This is a genomic window from Thiomonas sp. DCM-2, from assembly GCF_056820905.1.
On sequence record NZ_CM165962.1, the window covers coordinates 1,350,062 to 1,368,224 of the forward strand.

8 protein-coding genes are annotated in these 18,163 nt (G+C 67.1%); 4 read left to right on the forward strand and 4 right to left on the reverse strand.

The window, feature by feature from the left end:
- Positions 1–108 precede the first annotated feature (108 nt).
- Entirely contained in the window at positions 109–507 is a 399-nt protein-coding gene (locus AC1ZQA_RS06515; RefSeq protein ID WP_482678995.1) for an MAPEG family protein, read from the forward strand.
- A complete protein-coding gene (locus AC1ZQA_RS06520) occupies positions 500–1,753 on the forward strand; it encodes a CaiB/BaiF CoA transferase family protein (RefSeq protein WP_482678996.1) in 1,254 nt (417 codons plus the stop codon). Before AC1ZQA_RS06515 ends, AC1ZQA_RS06520 begins: the two co-directional genes overlap by 8 nt.
- Before the next feature lie 37 nt (positions 1,754–1,790).
- Here the strand turns inward: AC1ZQA_RS06520 and AC1ZQA_RS06525 are convergent, their stop codons facing one another.
- The gene (locus AC1ZQA_RS06525; protein ID WP_482678997.1) at positions 1,791–3,416 is read right to left on the reverse strand and encodes a transglycosylase SLT domain-containing protein; all 1,626 of its coding nucleotides are present in this window, start codon (positions 3,414–3,416) and stop codon (positions 1,791–1,793) included.
- A gap of 57 nt (positions 3,417–3,473) precedes the next feature.
- Complete coding sequence (gene gloB / locus AC1ZQA_RS06530) at positions 3,474–4,292, reverse strand: hydroxyacylglutathione hydrolase (RefSeq protein ID WP_482678998.1); 819 nt, start codon at positions 4,290–4,292, stop codon at positions 3,474–3,476.
- 24 nt (positions 4,293–4,316) lie between these two features.
- Between gloB and AC1ZQA_RS06535 the strand changes: the two genes are divergently transcribed.
- Positions 4,317–5,204: a class I SAM-dependent methyltransferase gene (locus AC1ZQA_RS06535; RefSeq protein WP_482679286.1), complete on the forward strand. Its 888-nt coding sequence runs from the start codon at positions 4,317–4,319 to the stop codon at positions 5,202–5,204.
- Positions 5,205–5,209: 5 nt separating this feature from the next.
- Complete coding sequence (rnhA, locus tag AC1ZQA_RS06540; RefSeq protein ID WP_482678999.1) at positions 5,210–5,665, forward strand: ribonuclease HI; 456 nt, start codon at positions 5,210–5,212, stop codon at positions 5,663–5,665.
- A 7-nt stretch (positions 5,666–5,672) separates the two neighbouring features.
- On the opposite strand, the gene AC1ZQA_RS06545 is transcribed toward rnhA, so the two are convergent.
- Entirely contained in the window at positions 5,673–10,640 is a 4,968-nt protein-coding gene (locus AC1ZQA_RS06545) for an amino acid adenylation domain-containing protein (RefSeq protein ID WP_482679000.1), read from the reverse strand.
- Positions 10,637–17,938 (reverse strand): amino acid adenylation domain-containing protein, encoded by a 7,302-nt coding sequence (locus AC1ZQA_RS06550; RefSeq protein ID WP_482679001.1) that lies wholly within the window; start codon positions 17,936–17,938, stop codon positions 10,637–10,639. Before AC1ZQA_RS06550 ends, AC1ZQA_RS06545 begins: the two co-directional genes overlap by 4 nt.
- Between the last annotated feature and the right edge of the window lie 225 nt (positions 17,939–18,163).

Sequence of the window (18,163 nt, forward strand, 5' to 3'; positions counted from 1 at the left end):
GCTTCGCTCCCTGAAGATCAGGTTCCAACCTGACGCAGTTGCCGAGGGCCGACAGACGTCGGCCCTCGGCTTTTGTATCCTGTGCACTCCGCCGATCCAGGACACCTCATGCTGCTCACCGCTGTTTTGCTGCTCATCGCTTCGCAACTGCCCATCGTCGCGGCCGGCATGGCCAAGTCGGGCACGTTTCGTTCCACGGAAAACCGCTACGACAACAACGAACCCCGGCTCTGGCTGGAGCGCCAGACCGACCCGCGCCGCCGCCGGGCGAATGCCGCGCAGGCCAACAGCTTCGAGGCGCTGCCGTTTCTGTTTGCCGCGGCCTTGTTCGCGCTTTTTCTGAAAGCGCCGCTGCCACTGGTCAACGGTCTGCTCGTGGCCTGGCTGGTGCTGCGCGCGGCGTATCTGTGGTGCTATCTGAACGACAGGGCCTCGCTGCGTTCGTTGGTGTGGTCGTTCGCAGTGTTGATCAACATTGCCCTGCTGTTTGCCCCGTTCTATGGATGACATCGCGACTTCCAAGCCAAGCGGCGCGCTGGGCGGTCTGCGCGTGATTGAGCTGGGCAGCCTGATTGCCGGGCCGTTTGCCACGCGGCTCATGGCCGAGTTCGGCGCCGATGTGATCAAGATCGAGTCGCCCGCGCGCGGCGACGACCCCGGCGGCGACCCGCTGCGCAGCTGGCGCAAGCTGCACAAGGGCGAGTCGCTGTGGTGGACGGCGCAGGCGCGCAACAAGCGCTGCATCACGGTCAACCTCAAGCATCCGCAGGGGCGCGATCTGGTGTTGCAACTGGCCGCGCGCGCCGATGTCGTGGTGGAGAACATGCGGCCGGGCGCGCTGGAAAAGCTCGGCCTGGGCTGGGATGCACTGCGCGCGGTCAACCCCAGTCTGGTGATGGTGCGCATCTCTGGCTTTGGTCAGACCGGGCCGATGCACCTGCAGCCCGGCTTTGGCGCGATTGCCGAGGCGATGGGCGGCATGCGCTATGTCACCGGCGACCCGGACCGCCCGCCGATGCGCGCCAATCTGTCGCTGGGCGACTCGATTGCCGCGCTGCATGCGGTGATGGGCGCGCTCATCGCCCTGCGCCACCGCGATGCCACAGGTGGACGCTGGGACGGCAGGCACGGCGGCGAGGGCCAGGTGGTCGATGTGGCGCTGACCGAGAGCGTGTTCAACATGATGGAGAGCACGCTGATGGAATACAGCTACGACGGCACGGTGCGCCAGCGCACCGGCACCAGCATTCCGGGCATCACGCCATCGAATGTCTACCGCAGCAAGGGCGGCGAGTGGGTGCAGATTTCCGGCAATGGCGATGCGATTTTCAAGCGCCTGATGCTGGCCATCGGCCGCGCCGACATGGCCGACGATCCAGGCCTGGCGCGCAACCCGGGCCGCATGGCGCGGGCCGACGACATCGACGCTGCCATTCAGGCCTGGGCCGCGCAGCAGGAGCCCGACGCCATTGTGCAGGCCATGCGCGCCGCCGAGGTGCCGGCCACGCGCATCTACAGCATCGCGGATGTGGTGGCCGATCCGCAGTTCCGTGCCCGCGGCATGATCGAGCCGCACACCCTGGCAGACGGCACGCCGGTCGATCTGCCCGCGCCCGCGCCCAGGCTTTCGGCCACGCCCGGCGCCACGCGCTGGCTCGGTCCGGCGCTGGGCGCGCACACCGATGCGGTTCTTGCTGAATTGGGATTGGACGCGGCGCAGGTTGCCGCGCTACGCCAGGACGGGGTGATCTGAACCCGGCAGGTTCACGCCCGCCCCAGCCGCACTGACCTCACTGCTTGGCCAGATACAGCGGATGCCTGTCGCGGGTCTGCACGCTGTAGTGCAGTTCCTTGCTGTTGACCCGCTGACGTTCCGCCACCCTGACAGGCCGGTGCACGATCTCGCGGCGCTTGGTCTGCGGCCTGCGCTCGGCCACCATGCGGCGCTTGTCCGTCTTGCGCTCGGCCACCATCGGCCGCTTGTCGTCCTTGCGCTCGGCAACAAAGATGCGCGGAGTGTGGGTGACGTAAATCGTGACGAACTGGCCCTTGCGGAACGTGCCGCGCTCGGTGGTGCGGTTCCACTGCGCCACCTGCAGCGGGCTCAGGTGATAGCGATGCGCCACGCGTTCCACCGAATCGCCATACTTGCCCACGCGCAGCACCAGGCGGCGGCCCGGGGGCGCCTCGGGCGCCAGCGCCAGCACGGCGTTTTCCGCCACGGCGACACTCACATTCTTGTTGCTGTCGTCATCGGCCTTGGGAATGAGCACGGTGGAGCCCGCCTTGATGAGCTGGCGCGCCGGAATGTCATTGGTGTCGCGCAGCATCGCTTCGCTGACGCCCAGGTTGTGGGCCAGCTGCTGCGGCGACATCGTGGCCTTGACGGTGTAGGCCGTCCAGGTGGACAGGGCGCCGTTGTAGGCCTGCAGCGCCTGCGCAAAGTGTGTGGCGTTGTCGTAGGGCATGAGGATGCGCGGGTTGGTGGCGCCCAGAATGACCGGCTTGGTATAGGCGGGGTTGAGCGAGCGGAACTCTTCGGTGGTCATGCCGGCGAGCTTGGCGGCCAGTGACACGTCGATGTCGCGGGTAATGGTCACCGCCTTGAAGTAGGGATGGTCGGGGATGTCGGGCAGGGTGATGCCATACTTGGCCGGGTTGGAGATGATGTCTTTCACCGCCTGCAGCTTGGGGTAGTAGTTGCGGGTTTCATTGGGCATGCGCAAATCTTGATAATCGACCGGCAGGTTGTGCGCCTTGTTGTAGGCAATGGCGCGCTGCACGCTGCCTTCCCCCCAGTTGTACGCCGCCAGCGCGATCTGCCAGTTGCCGAACATGTTGTAGAGGTTCTGCAGGTAATCGAGCGCGGCGTTGGTCGAGGCCAGCACACTGCGGCGGTCGTCCTGGAACATGTTCTGCTTCAGGTTGTAGTGCTTGCCGGTGGACGGAATGAACTGCCACATGCCCACGGCGTGCGCCACCGACTTGGCGTCGGGGTTGTAGGCACTTTCAATGAAGGGCAGCAGCGCCAACTCGGTGGGCATGCCGCGCTTTTGCACTTCCTGCACGGTGTAGTAGAGATATTTGCGCGCACGCTCGGTCATGCGGGCCACGTAGTCGGGGCGGGTGACATACCACTGCGCGGCCTGGTCCACCAGCGGGCTGTCCATGTCGGGAATGGCGAAACCGGCACGGATACGCTGCCAGATGTCGCTGTATTGTGGGGTGATGTCCTTGGTGTCGTCCTGCAGCGCGGTTTGCTCGGTGGGGGTGACGCTGCTGCTGGAGACGGTGACTGCGGTAAGCGGGGTGCCGGGGGCGGCGGAGGCGGTGGAGGGAGAAGACGCGCTGCTTGGCGGGGGAACGACTGCGGCAGCTTTTTCCGGGGGAGGGACGGTGGCACATCCGGCGGCCATGGCGACCATTGCACCCAGAGCCCAAAATCGCAGTCGTCTCAGTTGCCGCATCGGTTCTTATCCCTTGAAATTGTTCTTCCACTCACGCAGCCAGGCCAGGGCCTGCACTGCATCCTCGGGCTTGTGGCCCCTGTGCCGTTCCAGCGCCTGCACCACCCCGGGTTGTGCGGTGCGCAGAAACGGATTGATGCATTTCTCCAGGCCGATGCTGCTGGGCAGCGTGGGCTGGCCCTGCGCGCGCAGGGCCAGGCACCGGGCCTGATGCGCCACGACCCACGTGTTCGAGGGATCTGCAGCACGGGCGAATTGTAGATTAGAGAGGGTGTACTCGTGGGCACAATTTACTGTCGTATTTTCAGGGAGTTGCGACAGTTTGTTCAGGGAGTCGAGCATCTGCGCCGGGCTTCCTTCGAACAGGCGTCCGCATCCGGCGGAAAACAGCGTGTCGCCGCAGAACAGCGCAGGTGGCGTGTCCGGCTCGGGAGAGGTCACGAAGTAGGCGATGTGGCCGAGGGTGTGGCCGGGCACCGCGATGACCGCAAAGCGCTGCGCCCAGCCTTGCGGCGAGAACACATCGCCGTGCTGCAGCGCATGGGTGCGGCCGGGGATGTGTTCCGCCGCCGGCCCCCACACCGGAACCTGCGTGCCGGGCTGCCTGCCCGCCTGCCAGCGCAGCAACTCCGCGATGCCGCCCACATGATCGCTGTGGTGGTGGGTGACTAGAATGCCGCGCAGTTCTCGTCCTTCCCGTTCCAGGGCGTCGATGACCGGCGCGGCATCCCCGGGATCGACCACCAGGGTGCGCGGATCGTCCGCTTCGGGCCGGATCAACCAGATGTAGTTATCCCGAAAGGCAGCAAGCGCTTCTGTATGCATGGTGACTCCGATCTGTGGCCCGCGATGGGCTTGCAGCACTGGCTGCAGACGCCGCCTGGCCGCTACGCGCTGGCCTGGGAGCAGGCGCAGATCGACCGGGTGGTGAGCGACATTTTCGGCTATCACGCGCTGCAACTGGGCAACCCGGCCTTGCAAGGGCTGTCGCACAACCGCATGCCCCACCGCTGGCTGGCGCTGGACGATGCCGAACAGGTGCGGCTGGATCTGCCGGGCGTGCGTCCCGCCTGCCTGTTGCCTGAGCACTACGGCGGCGAGCCGGTGTACGCCGAGCCCGGGCTGGTCGATGCCGTGGGCGTGGCGGCCGAAAGCGCCCAGCAACCGCCAGAACCCGTGCCTGCCGATCCGCATGCCATCCATGTCGAACACCTGCAGTGCGATTTCACCGCGCTGCCCTTTCCGGCCCAGTCGCTCGATCTGGTGGTGCTGCCACACACCCTGGAGTGGGTGGACGACCCGCACGCCTGCCTGCGCGAAGTGGACCGCGTGCTCATGCCCGGCGGGCAAGTGGTGATCAGCGGCTTCAACACCTGGAGCCTGTGGGGTGTGCGCCAGCAGTTCGGGCGCGTGGGCGGCGGCTGGTATCTGCCGCAGCACGGCGAATTTCTTGCCCCGCGCCGTGTGCGCGACTGGCTGCGGCTGCTCAGCTTTGAGGTCACCCAGGGCCGCTTCGGCTGCTACCGGCCGGCGCTGTGCTCGCCGCTGTGGCTGCATCGCTGGCGCTTCATGGACAAGGCGGGCGACCGCTGGTGGCCGGTGTTCGGCGCGGTGTATTTTTTGGCCGCCATCAAGCGCGTGCCCGCCATGCGCCTGGTTGGCAAGGTGCACATGCGCACCAAGCGCCGCGCCGTGGCGCTGCAGCCCGTGGCCCAGCGCCGGGCAAAAACAGATTGACCCCCATGACCACCGAATCCGACACCGACATCATCATCTACACAGACGGCGCCTGCAAAGGCAACCCTGGCCCCGGCGGCTGGGGCGTGGTGCTGCGCAGCGGCGCACACCAAAAAACCCTGTTCGGCGGCGAGCAGCAAACCACCAACAATCGCATGGAGCTGATGGCTGCGATTCAGGCGCTCGAAGCCCTCAAGCGTCCCAGCCGGGTGCTGCTGCATACCGACTCGCAGTATGTGCTCAAGGGCATGACCGAATGGATCGTGGGCTGGAAGCGACGCGGCTGGACCACGGCCGACAAGAAACCGGTGAAAAACGTCGACCTCTGGCAGCGCCTGGAACAAGCCGCCGCACCCCACACCCTGCGCTGGGCCTGGGTGCGCGGCCACACCGGCGACCCCGGCAACGAACTGGCCGACCAGCTCGCCAATCAGGGGGTGGAGGCGGCGGGGCGGGGGTAGGCCGGGTTCAGGCGTTGCGGGACAGGCTGCCGAACAGCCGCTTGACCAGCCCGGCTTTTTGCTTCTGCACTGGCGCATCTGGCACTGCGGCATCGAGCTTGCGCGCAAACTGTTCGAACGTTTCAAACACCAGAAGTCGCGCGTTCGCGCGCAAACCAGTGCGTTCGTGCAGCAGGGCGATGACTTGCAGTGCAGTCATTGAATCGCCCCCCAGATCGAAGTAGTTGTCCTGGGGTTTGATGTCATGCGCTGGGATGCCCAGCAGCGAAGCCCAGATGTCGGCAAGCGTTTGTTCTGTCGCGCTGAGGGCACGGGTGTTCGGCGCGGGTTTGCGCTGTTGCCTTTCCATTCGCTCAGGTGTGTCTGACGAAGCCAGATGTGCAAGGGCTTTCGCGGCGGCCGACGTGGACTGATCAAGCAATTCGCGCACAGTCTGGTCTGGCTTGGCAATCAGTCTCTGCACGAGTTCGAGAAACCGCGACCGCAGAGTTTCTGCGGTTGTCGCGGTATAGATGTCCGCGTTATAGGTCATTCCGCCTTCAAGCCCGCCTGGCACTTCCATGAGCCATAGTCCGAGGTCTTCCGTGGCGCCCTTCTGGAAGATAAGGATGCCGCTTTGGGTGAGTTCACCCCATTGACGTGTGCGCTCGCGGGCGTCCTGGAAGGAGAACAATGCCTGATAGAGACCGACCCGCTTTGAGCGCGCCACCATCTCGGCTTCCATTGCCAGACGCTCGAATGGGATGTCCTGATAGTTCAGTCCACTGAGAAATTCTTGTTTGACCCGTCCCAGGAGCGAATTGACGGATTCTTCGGGGTCGATCTGCAACTGGATGGGCACGAGGTTGTTGAAAAAACCCATGACGGATTCGACTTCCGCCAGGGTTCGCCCGCGCACAGGGACGCCTATGCAAATCGTCTGGCTACCTGCGACCTGAGCCATCATGGCGGCATAAATGCCCAGCGCAAGCATGGTCATCGTGATGTCTGCCGCGCATGCAATACCGCGCAGAGATTCGGTGGTGGCCTTGTCGATCTTCACCCAGGCTGAAGCGCCTTCCCCAGTCATGCCAGGGGTGCGTGGCTTGTCGGTGTTCGGAGCTTTGGGAACCGGCAGGCTGTTGATATGGGAATTCCAGGACCGCAACTGTTGGTGAAACATGTCGCTTTGCATCCACTCTGCCTGCCAATGGGCATAGTCTGCGTAACTGGCGGGTAGGGGCGATTGCGATGTGGTCGCCCCTGTGGTGCGTGCCGCATATTCCTGCGCCAATTCGGTGTAGAGCAGATCGAACGACCAGCCGTCCCAGATGATGTGATGCGGCATGAACAAAAAGGCATGTTCCAGCGGCCCCAACCGGAACAATGCTGCTCGGAACAGCGGTGCGGTGTGAATGTCGATGGGCTGATCGACAATCGCCTGCAGTCGTTGCATCAGGGCAGCTTCGCGCTCGGTATCGGGAATTGCGCTGAGGTCTTCGAAGGGAATGGAAATCTCTACTTCATCGAAAATTTTCTGGATCGGCCCCTCGTCTGTCTTTTGGATGATCGTGCGCAATGCCGGTTGTTTGCGCACCATGGCGCGCAAGGACTCCTCAAATGCGGCACGATCAAAAGAGCCGCGCAAGCGATGCGCCGAAGGCGTGTTGTAGGTCACTCGGCCTGGGTAGAGTTCCTCCATGAACGCGATGCGTTGCTGCTGCGCAGTCAGTGGGGCGATCTTGCGGGATGGATCGTGGCGCAAAGCGATCCGTTTGGCGGTGCTGCCAAGCCGACGTTGCTCAATGTCCTGCGCCAGTCGCTCGGCTGTAGACGCTTCAAACACCAGACGAAACGGCAGATGAAGATCGAATCGTTTGCTGAGTTGTGCGACGAGTTGCGCGGCCAGCAGGGAATGCCCACCCATGGCGAAAAAGTCGTCGTGCACGCTCATTGCAGGGAGTTTGAGCACTCTTTCCATGATGTCAACCACAGCTTGCTCGGTTGCATTGCGTGGAGCGACGCGCTCTGCCTCCGCCCCAGCCTCTTGGGGCTGAGGTGAGGGCAGCTTCTTGCGGTCGATCTTGCCGTTGGGCAGCAGCGGCAATGCCTGCAGTGGGATGAAGTGCTGCGGCACCATGTAGGCGGGCAGGCTGGTGGACAGGTGCGTGCGCAGCTCTGCCGCGGAGGGGGCGGCATGGCCAGCGGGTGACACGATATAGGCGATGAGCCGCGCATCGCCCGGTGTGTCTTCGCGCACCAGCGCAACGGCCTGCGCCACGCCGGGATGCTGCGTCAGGTGCGACTCGATGTCGCCGAGTTCGATGCGGAAGCCGCGCAGCTTGACCTGGAAATCCAGCCGTCCGAGGTGTTCGAGCTGGCCGTCGTTGCGCCAGCGGCCGCGGTCGCCGGTGCGGTACATGCGGGCGCCGGGCTCGGCAGAAAACGGATCGGGGACGAAGCGCTCGGCGGTCAGCGCGTCGCGCTTCCAGTAGCCCAGTGCCACGCTGGCTCCGCCGATGTGGATTTCACCGGGCACGCCGATGGGGCATGGGTTGCCCCGCGGATCGAGCACCCAGACCTGGGTGTTTGCCAGCGGCGTGCCGATGGCGATGTCCGCGCCGTCGCCCTGAACCCGCCAGCAGCTTGACCACACGGTGGTCTCGGTCGGGCCGTACATATTCCACACTTCGCCGCAATGCCGCTGCAATTGCACCGCGAGATCGGCGGGCAGGGGTTCACCGCCCACCAGCGCCTTGAGCAGGCGGCGGCCTTCCCAGCCCGCGCCCATCAGCAGGCGCCAGGTGCTTGGCGTGGCCTGCAGCGCAGTGACCGGCAGGCGCTCGAGCAGGTCGCGCAGGGCATGGCCGTCGGCAGTCTGCTCCCTGGTGGCCAGCAGCACGGTGGCGCCTACGGCGAGCGGCAGCATGAGCTCGAGCACCGCGATGTCGAACGACAGCGTGGTGACCGCCAGCAGCATGTCGCCCGCCTCGAGACCGGGCCGCTGCATCGCGGCCAGCAAAAAGTTGACCACGGCGCGGTGCGGCAGCATCACGCCCTTGGGCTTGCCTGTGGAGCCAGACGTGTAAATCATGTAGGCGAGCGCATCGGGGGTGGCGTCGCGCTGTGTGTCTGGCTGGGGTGCAGTATCAGGCTGGGTGGCGATGTCGGCGGCGTCCGCATCGAGCCACAGGCTTTGCTCGCGCGGCCAGGCCAGGGCGTTGGCAGTGGTCGATTTGGCGATCAGCAGGGCGAGGTCGGCATCGCCTGCCATGTCGGCCAGCCGCGCGGCGGGAAAGCTCGGGTCGAGGGGCACATAGCCCGCGCCTGCGACCAGCACGCCAAGCAAGGCGGGCACCATGTCGGCATCGCGGGGCAGGCAAAGGCCGACGCGACAGCCGCGGCGCACGCCGCGTGCGCGCAGCGCATGCGCAATGCGGTGCGCCTGCGCCCACAGCTCGGCATAGGTCAGCGCGGTGTCCGCGCAGACCAGCGCGGTGGCGTCGGGCGTGCGCACCGCCTGGGCATGCAGAAGCTGGTGCAGCAGCAGTCCTGGCGGCAAAGGCGATGCGGTGGCGTTCAGGCGCGCGAGCTGCTGCCGGTCTGCGTCGGTGACGATGTCGATGTCGCCCAGAGCGCGCTCGGGCGTCGCACACAGATGCGTCAGCAGCGTTTGGTAGCTCGCCAGCCAGCGGCGCACGGTGGCGTCGTCGAACAATGCGGCGGCGTATTGGCATTCGAACCGCAGGCTGCCATCGTTTTGCGGCACGGCGTTGACGAACAGCTCGAAGTTCTCCGCCTGGCGCGGGTTGGACGTCACGCTGACCTGCAGGTGGCCGAAGCTGCGCAGATCGATGGCCTGATCCAGGTTGAACATCACCGGGGCGAGCGGCACGCGCGACGGGTCGCGCTCGATCAGCAGTTTTTGCAACAGGGTGCCGAAGGTGTAATGCTGGTGCTCGAAGGCATCGAGCACGGCGGACTGCACCGCGGGCAGCGTTTGCGACAGCGGGGCCGCGGGGTCGGGACGCAGGCGCACGGGCAGCAGGTTGACGCCGTGACCGACCACGGTCTCGAAGCCCGGCAGGGTTTGCCCGGCGGCGGGAACGCCCACGACCACGTCGTTGCTGCCGGAAAGCCGTTGCAGCAGCGCGCCGAAGGTGCAGAGCAGGGTCGAGAACAGGCTGGCGCCGGATTGGGCGCCGAGCTGGCGAACGGCAGCCACCAGGTCAGCGGGCAGGACATGATCGACTCGCCGGGAGGTGAACACCCGGGTGGCGGGGCGAGTGTGGTCGCAGGCAAGCTCCAGCGCGGCGGGCACGCTGCTGTATTGCTCGAGCCAGTACGCCTCGTCGGCACGATGGTCCTCGGTGTCTTGGCGCGCGGTCAGCGCCTGGGCAAAGGCGGCGAAGCTGGCGGGCGCGTCTGGCTCTGGCGCATCTCCTTGGCGTGCTGAATAGAGGGCACCGAGTTCATTGACGAGCACGCCGAACGACCAGCCGTCGCAGACGATGTGGTGCGCGGTGAGCAGCAGGGCGATGTGGTCGTCGGCCAGTTGCAGCAGGCGGGCACGACACAGCGGCCCGCGCTGGAGATCGAACGGCTGCGCAACCGCTTGAGACGCGGCGTCGCGCAGGGCGCTGTCGCGCTGTTCGGCAGTGAGTCCGCGCAGATCGTCCACGGGGATGTCGAGCGCGAGATGCTCTGCGATGAGCAACTGCTGGCCATCGGCGCTTACCGTGGCGCGCAGCGCGTCGTGCCGGTCGGTGAGGCTGCGCACCGCGGCGCTGAGGTTTTGCAGGTCGACGGCGCCCCGCAGGTGCAAAGTGACCGACTCGTTGTACGCCAGCGTGGCGTCACCGCCGAGCTGGCAGGCGAGCCAGATTTCGCGTTGCGCCTCGGTGGTGGGCACCACGCGGGCGACGGGGGCGGATTCGGCGAAGGGGTCGTAGTCGACCTCGGTCGCGGCGGCAGGGGTGTGGGTGTCCATGGTCATGCGTCGAGGCGGAGGTATTTGCCCGGCTGCGCGGGGTTGGGGACGAACCAGGCGGGGTTGCCGCTGGGGTCTTTGCCGATGCGCGCCCCGGGCACGGGCGGGCGGGCGGCGTCGAAGGCCGCGGGGGCGGCATCGGCGTGGCGTGGAATGAAGTCGGCTTCCTGCAGTTCGGCCACGGCTTCCTTGAACGCGGTCTTGATGACGGCGATGTCTTGCGGGGTGTGGGCGGTGGTGAGAAAGCAGGGGAAGTTGTCGAGGATGTGCACGCCGCGGCTGCGCATCATGGCAAACAGCAGGTCCTGCATGGGGTGGTCTTCGGTGAAAAAGATTTTCCACACCGAGGAGAACGATTTGAGGACGATGGGGGCGCCCACTTCGCGGCAGTAGGCGTTGAGTTCGTCCACCATGGCGGCGGTGGAGGTGGTGAGGGTGTGCTGCAGTTCGGGGCCTGCGGCCTTGAGGTGCAGCAGCACGGCCTTGGCCGCGGCCAGGGCGAGGGGGTGGCGCACGAAGGTGCCGGCAAAGTAGGTCACGCCGACGGTGGGCACCGAGTCGTCGCCGTATTGCCATTGGCCGCCATCGAGCGCGTCCATGTATTGCCGCTTGCCGGCGATGACGCCGATCGGAAAGCCGCCGCCGACCACCTTGCCGTAGCTCACCAGATCGGCGCGGATGTCGAACAGCGCCTGGATGCCGCCAGGGTGCGAGCGGAAGCCGGTGACCACTTCGTCGAAGATGAGCAGGGTGCCGGCCTGCGCGGTGAGGTCGCGCAGGGCGTGGAGGAATTCGCGGGGCTGGAAATCGGGGCGGCGGCTTTGCACCGGCTCGACCACGATGGCGGCGAATTCGTCCATGCGGTCTTTGAGCGCGGACAGGGTTTCCGGCGTGCCGTAGTCGAACACGACCACGTTCTCGGAGGTGTTGGGCATGATGCCCGGCGCGGCGGGAATGGAGCGGCCTTTCTTGGTGCCGCGCACGATGACTTCGTCGAAGATGCCGTGATAGGCGCCGGCGAAGATGGCGATTTTGCTGCGGCCGGTGACGGTGCGGGCGATGCGCACCGCGCCCATCACGGCCTCGGAGCCGGTGTTGCACAGCGCGGCGCGGTCGGCGCCGGTGAGTTCGCAGATCAACTCGGCCACCTCGCCGGCCAGCGGATGCTGCGGGCCGATGTCGTAGCCGTCGTCGAGCTGCTTGCGCACGGCGTCCAGGATGAACGGCGGCTGCCAGCCGAACAGGCTCATGCCGAAGCCGCTGAGGGCGTCGACGTACTGGTTGCCGTCGAGGTCCCACATGTGGCAACCGGCGGAGCGGGCGATGACGATCTGATAAATGATCTCTTTGAGTTGCGGACGGAAGCCGTTGACCACGCGCGGGTCTGCCAGATGCGGGCGGTGGCGCACGGTGTAGGCCTTGGACGCCTTGGTGCGCTCGATATAGCGGCGCATGAAGGCGTCAAGCCGCGCCTGCTGTCGGCTGCTGAGTGTTCCGGTGGGCGTGGTGTGGATGCGGGCGATGGCGCCGAAGGCTTTTTTGACGTCGTACCGGGCGTTGGCGGTGGGGCTTTCATCTTCAGCAAGCGGCGCGCTGGCGGCGGATGGCATGGCAGCCGGTGCGGCGATTGCTTCCGGTGCTGCGGTTTGCACAGGCGCGGGCGCGGTCTGCGCTGCGGCCACGGCGGGGGCGCTGAACCCCGTGGGCGCGCCGCCCAGCAGGGCGAGCTGTTGCGCCATGAGCTGCATCTGCTGGGCGATGAGCTGCTGCATGAAGGGCGCATTGGCTGCCACGTTCAGGGGAGCGGGTTGGGACATGACGGCGGGGGCGGCTTGGGACATGGCGGCTCCAGCGGGTTGTGCAAGCGCCTGTGCGGGCGGGGCTTGCGGCGGTGTGGTTTGCGGGGCGGCAGGGGCTGCGGGTGCGGCAAGCTCGGGCGGAAGCTGGCTGTCGATATGCCGCGCGAGCGCGTCCACGCTGCGGTAGCGCTCCATCAGGTCGCGGAAGGTGATGGGCAGGGCAAAGTCTTTCTTGATCTGCAGCGCGGCCTGGGTGAGGGTGAGCGAGTCCAGACCGAGCTCGACGAAGGCGGCGGTGGGGTCGGTCTCGGCAAGTTCAATGCCGGAGCTGTCCTCGAACAGGGCGTTGAGGCGGGCGATCAGCGCGGGCAGGCGGGAGGTGGCGGCTTGGGTCATGGCGGCGGTCTGTTCGGTGGGAGAGGCCAAGGTGGCGGCAATGGGGGATGCGCACTGGGGCGCCGCTTCGGGCGGCGCGCTGGCCGGTGCTGCGGCGTCCAGCCAGCAGCGTTTGCGCTCGAACGGATAGGTGGGCAGCACGATGCGCTGGCGCGTTTCTGCGGCGTCAAACCAGGGAATGTCGTGCCCCAGCGTCCACAGTTGGCCCACTGCGCTGGCGAGCTGGCGCAACTCGCTGTCGGCGGTGTCGTGCAGGCTGGGCAGGGCGATGGGCGCGGGCTGGCCTGCGCGCGCATGCTGGCGCACCAGGGTGCTGAGCGTGCCGCGCGGGCCGCATTCGATGCTGACCAGATGGGGCTGCATGCCCAGCGCGGTCTGCACCGCGCTGGAAAAGCGCACGGTGTCGCGCAGATGCCTGGCCCAGTAGGCGGGGTCGGTGGCCTGCTCGGTGGTGAGCACCTGGCCGGTGCGGGTGGAGACGATGGTGCGCTGCGGCGCCGAACGCGGCACGGCACGCACCGCGGCCTCGAACGGGGCGAGCGCCGCATCCATCATGGCGGAATGGAAGGCGTGCGAGGTCTGCAGCGGGCGGCTGACGATGCCCTGTGCATCCAGCCGCGCCTGCAGCCGAGCGATGGCCTCGAACGAACCCGCCACCACGCTGGCCTGCGGGCCGTTTTCTCCGGCGAGATCGAGCGCGTCCGTGAGATGGGGCTGAAGGGCCTGCGCCGACAGCCGCACCGACAGCATGGCACCAGCGGGCTGGGCCTGCATGAGCTGGCCGCGCAGCGCCACCAGCGCGGCGGCGTCTTCCAGGCTGAACACCCCGGCAAGGACCGCGGCGACGAATTCGCCCACCGAATGGCCGATGAGCGCACTGGGCTGCAGCCCGCGTTGCAGCCACCATTGCGCCAGCGCGTATTCGATGCAGAAGGTGGCGGGCTGGGTGACGGCGGTGGCCTGCAGCGCGGCGGCGTCGCCGCCGAACAGCAGGGCCTTGAGATCAAAAGCGGTATGCGGCGCGAAGGCGGCGAGTGCGGCGTCGAGCGCCTCGCGGAACTCGGGCAGCGCGGCGTAAAGGCCGCTGCCCATCGCGCCGTACTGCGCGCCCTGGCCGGGAAACAGCAGGGCGATGGGGGACGGTGCGGCGGGCGTCTGGCGCTGCGCACGCTGCGGAGCCTGCGCGTCGCGCAAGGCGGCGATGGCCTCCGACGCGTCGCTGGCAACGACGCTGAGGCGGTGGCCGAAGGCCTTGCGACCGACGCGCAAGGTATAGGCAGCGTCGCCCAGCGGCGTGTCGGGATGGGCGGCCAGATGCGCAGCAAGTTGCTCGGCGGCGTTGCTCAGCGCGCTGGCGCTGCGGGTGGAGAGCCGCAGGATGAACGGCCCCTGCGCCGGTGGGCTGGGCGCACGCAGCGGCGCTTCTTCCAGGATGGCGTGGGCGTTGGTGCCGCCGACTCCAGCGCAGTTGACCGCGGCCAGCCTGGGCCTGTTGCCGCGCGGCCAGGGGGTGAGGCGGTCGTTGACGGTGAAGGGTGAAGCGTCCAGCCCGAGCTTGGGGTTGGGCGCGGTGAAGTGCAGGGTGGCGGGAATGCGCTCGTGCTGCAGTGCCAGGGCCGTCTTGATGACCCCGGTGGCGCCTGCGGCGATGACGGTATGCCCGACATTGCTCTTGGCCGAACCGATGCGGCAAAACCCGGTTTGCGCCGTGCCGAGGCGAAACGCCCGGGTGAGTGCCTGCACCTCGACCGGGTCGCCCAGCGGTGTGGCGGTGCCGTGGGTCTCCACATAGCTGATGTCTTGTGGCTGCACTGCGGCGGCGGCCATTGCGCTGGCGGCCACTGCGGCCTGCCCGTCCAGGCTGGGCGCGGTGAAACTGGCCTTGTTGCCGCCGTCGTTGTTGATCGCCACGCTGCGGATGACGGCGTGAATGGTGTCGCCGTCGGCCAGCGCATCGGCCAGCGGCTTGAGCAGCACCACGGCCGCGCCGTCGGAGAAGACGGTGCCCTGCGCGTTCACGTCAAAGGTGCGGGTATGGCCGTCGGGCGAGAGCATTGCCCCTTCCTGGTAGAGATAGCCGCTGTTGGGCGGGCAGGTGATCGAGCTGCCGCCGGCCAGCGCCATGCCGCACTGGCCAGCGCGCAGGCTGTCCACCGCGACGCCAATGGCCACCAGCGAGGTGGAGCAGCCGGTGTGCACGCTCACTGCTGGGCCGGTGAGATCGAGCCGGTTGGCGGTGCGGGTGGCGATGTAGTCCTTCTCGTTGGCCAGCATCACCTGGAATTCGCCAAGCCGCTGCACCTTGTCGGGATGGGCGCTGACATGGCGCTGAAAGTAGGTGGCGTTGTACATGCCGGCAAACACGCCGACCGGGGTGGTCGTCTGGCCCGGCACATGGCCAGCGCGCTCCATGCATTCCCAGCACAGCTCCAGAAACACGCGCTGCTGCGGGTCCATCAGCTCGGCTTCGAGCGGGCTGATGCCGAAGAAGGCCGCGTCGAACTCGGTCACGCCCTGCAGCACGCCGCGCGCGGGCACATAGGCCGGATCGGCGCGCAGCGCGGCGGGAATGCTGGCGTCGAGCTCATCAGGGCGGAAGAAGCGGATGCCCTCCTGCCCCTGCTCCAGCAGGTTCCAGAAGGCCTCGATGGTGGGCGCGCCGGGAAAGCGCCCGGCCATGCCGATGAGGGCAATGGGTGCGTCGCGCAAGGTGTTCGCATGGTCCGGGTTGCGGTGCGTTGCGGTCAGCCGGTTGGCGGCAATGCCCACGTGGCCGTCGATCTGCGCGGCAATGCCGCGCGGAGTCGGGTCGCCAAAGAAGGCGGCCACGCTGAGCTCGCCATGCCCGCGCTGGCGCAGCATGGCCAGCGCGCGCAGCACCAGCAGGGAATTGCCGCCGAGGGCAAAGAAGTTGTCGGAAGTCTCGACATGATCCAGACCGAGCACTTCGGCGAAGACGGCGGCAACCTGCTGGGCATGTCCGGCAGGCGCGCTGTGGGCCGCCTGGTTGCCTGTGGCGGCGCGCGGTGGCGCGGGCAGGGCCTTGCGGTCGAGCTTGCCGTTGAGGGTGACGGGCAGGCGCTCCAGAACCATGAGGTGCGCGGGCACCATGTAGTCGGGCAGGCGGGCGGTGAGGGCGGGGAGCAGGGCCTCTGCGCGCAATGCCGCGCCGGGCTGCGGCACGACATAGCCGACGAGCTGCGGGCCGAGCGCGGCATGTTGATGAGCGGCCACGGCGCAGGCCTGCACGCCGGGCTGCGCGGCCAGCGCGGACTCGATCTCTCCAAGCTCGATGCGGTAGCCGCGAATCTTGATCTGACCGTCCGCACGGCCTACAAACTCGAGCGCGCCGTCGGGCCGCCAGCGCACGAGGTCGCCCGTGCGGTAGAGCCTGCCCTGCGGGTTCAGTGGGTCGGCAATGAAACGCTCGGCGCTCAGATCGGGCCGGTTGAGGTAACCGCCCGCCACGCCGCGTCCGCCCACGCACAGCTCGCCCACCATGCCGCGCGGCAGCAGTTCACCGCTGGCGCTGCAGACCAGCACATGCGTGTCCTGGATGGGTTGGCCGATGGGGATGGAAATTGTGTCCGGCGGCAGGTCGTGGGGGATGCGGTAGGTGGCGGTGAAGGTGGTGCACTCGGTGGGGCCATAGCCATTGATCAGCGCGGTGTCGGGCAGCGTGTTCAGGGCGCGGCGCACATGAGCGACTGACAACGCCTCGCCGCCAGTGAGCAACTGGGTCAGGCCGCGCAGCCAGGCCGGGTCGTCATCGATGATGGCGTTGAACAGCGCGGCGGTGAGCCAGGCGCTGTTCACGCCCTGCGTGGCAATGCTGCGGGCGATGCCCGGGCCGGTGGGGATGACTTCGTCATGCAGTACGCAGCAGCCGCCGTTCAGCAACGTGCCCCAGATCTCCAGCGTGGAGGCGTCGAAGCCCAGCGGAGCAGCGTGCAGCATGACGGTCTGCGCATCCAGTTGCATGAAGCTGGCGCCGAGCACCAGACGCAGGATGGCGCGGTGCGGAATGGCAATGCCCTTGGGCGCGCCGGTGGAGCCAGAGGTGTACATCACATAGGCGATGGACTCGGGCGTGCTCGGACTGTCAGCGCGGCCCGACTGCGGTGCAGTGGCGGCGTGGTCCAGCAGGGTGTGAAGATCGAAGGCGGGCAGCGATGCGGTGAAGAGATGCGCGGTGCCGGGCTGGTGGATGGCGAGCCGCGCCTCCGCGTCGTGCAGCATGAACGCCACACGCTCGGCGGGAAACTTGGGATCGATGGGCAGATAGGCGGCGCCCGCCATCAGCACGCCAAGCAGGGCGGCGATGGACGCCGGGCTGCGGTCGAGCGCGAGTGCGACGACATCGCCCGGGACGACGCCCTGCGCCTGCAGCGCGGCCGCAACCGCTTGGGCCTTGGCGTGCAGTTGGGCATAGCTCCACTGGCCGCCAGGCCAGCGCACGGCGGGCGCTTCGGGGTGTGCGGCGCGCTTCTGATCAAACCGGGCGGGGACGTTTGGCACGTCGGGCGCGGGGCGGCAGGCGGGATTGAGCGCCAGCAGCTCGCCGCGCTGCTCCGCACCGAGCAGATCGACGTCATCGACACGCAGGGCGGGGTCAGTCCGGATGGCCTGCGCTGCGTGCTGGATGGTGCGCAGCAGAGTCTGGACGAATGCTTGCGGGTACGGGCCGTTGCAAACGCAGTGCAAGGCTGCCTCTTGCGTGCCGGGTGTGAGGAGCAGCGCAGACGGAAACTGCACGAGCGCGCTGGATTCCTGCGTTGCGCTGCACAGCCAGACGAGATCGATGGCGTCGAGGTCTGGCCATTCGGCGGCCTGGTCTGGGGCATTGTCTGCACAGAGCGCCTGCGCGCGGTCGACGACGTGCTGCACCACCTCCTGTGCGGCACAGCCGAGAAAGGACGGCGCAGCCTGCGGCGGCAGCACCAGCAGCCCGTGTTCGGTGCCGCACAGGCGCTGCATCACGATGGCGGCGGCGGCCATCCAGACGTTCTGCAGTTCCGCAGTTCCCGGGCCGGAGGGCAGCCTCAGCGTGTCGCGCTGCAGCGTGCGTTGTTGTGCAGTTGCACGTGGTGCAAGATCACTCAGACGCATCTGAGAGCGGACGCCGCTGTCGTTTGGATTGCGCACAAGGACCACCTTGGTCGTGTGGAAAGACCGTGCCGAACCCCCCGTCCGACCGACTTTCTCTTGACTGGATTGCACTGCGCAGCAACCCGATTGGCTAGTCCCTGATTTGGGGTGAAAGGCGATTCAGGCGCCTGTTTCGTGAAATTTTCACCAATCTGACAAAAATGAAAGCGCCGCATTCCGAGGGAA

Coding starts and splice junctions, on each gene's coding strand:
- AC1ZQA_RS06515 (WP_482678995.1), top strand. CDS start 109: ATGCTGCTCACCGCTGTTTTGCTGCTCATCGCTTCGCAACTGCCCATC.
- AC1ZQA_RS06520 (WP_482678996.1), top strand. CDS start 500: ATGGATGACATCGCGACTTCCAAGCCAAGCGGCGCGCTGGGCGGTCTG.
- AC1ZQA_RS06525 (WP_482678997.1), bottom strand. CDS start 3,416: ATGGCCGCCGGATGTGCCACCGTCCCTCCCCCGGAAAAAGCTGCCGCA.
- gloB (WP_482678998.1), bottom strand. CDS start 4,292: ATGCATACAGAAGCGCTTGCTGCCTTTCGGGATAACTACATCTGGTTG.
- AC1ZQA_RS06535 (WP_482679286.1), top strand. CDS start 4,317: ATGGGCTTGCAGCACTGGCTGCAGACGCCGCCTGGCCGCTACGCGCTG.
- rnhA (WP_482678999.1), top strand. CDS start 5,210: ATGACCACCGAATCCGACACCGACATCATCATCTACACAGACGGCGCC.
- AC1ZQA_RS06545 (WP_482679000.1), bottom strand. CDS start 10,640: ATGACCATGGACACCCACACCCCTGCCGCCGCGACCGAGGTCGACTAC.
- AC1ZQA_RS06550 (WP_482679001.1), bottom strand. CDS start 17,938: ATGCGTCTGAGTGATCTTGCACCACGTGCAACTGCACAACAACGCACG.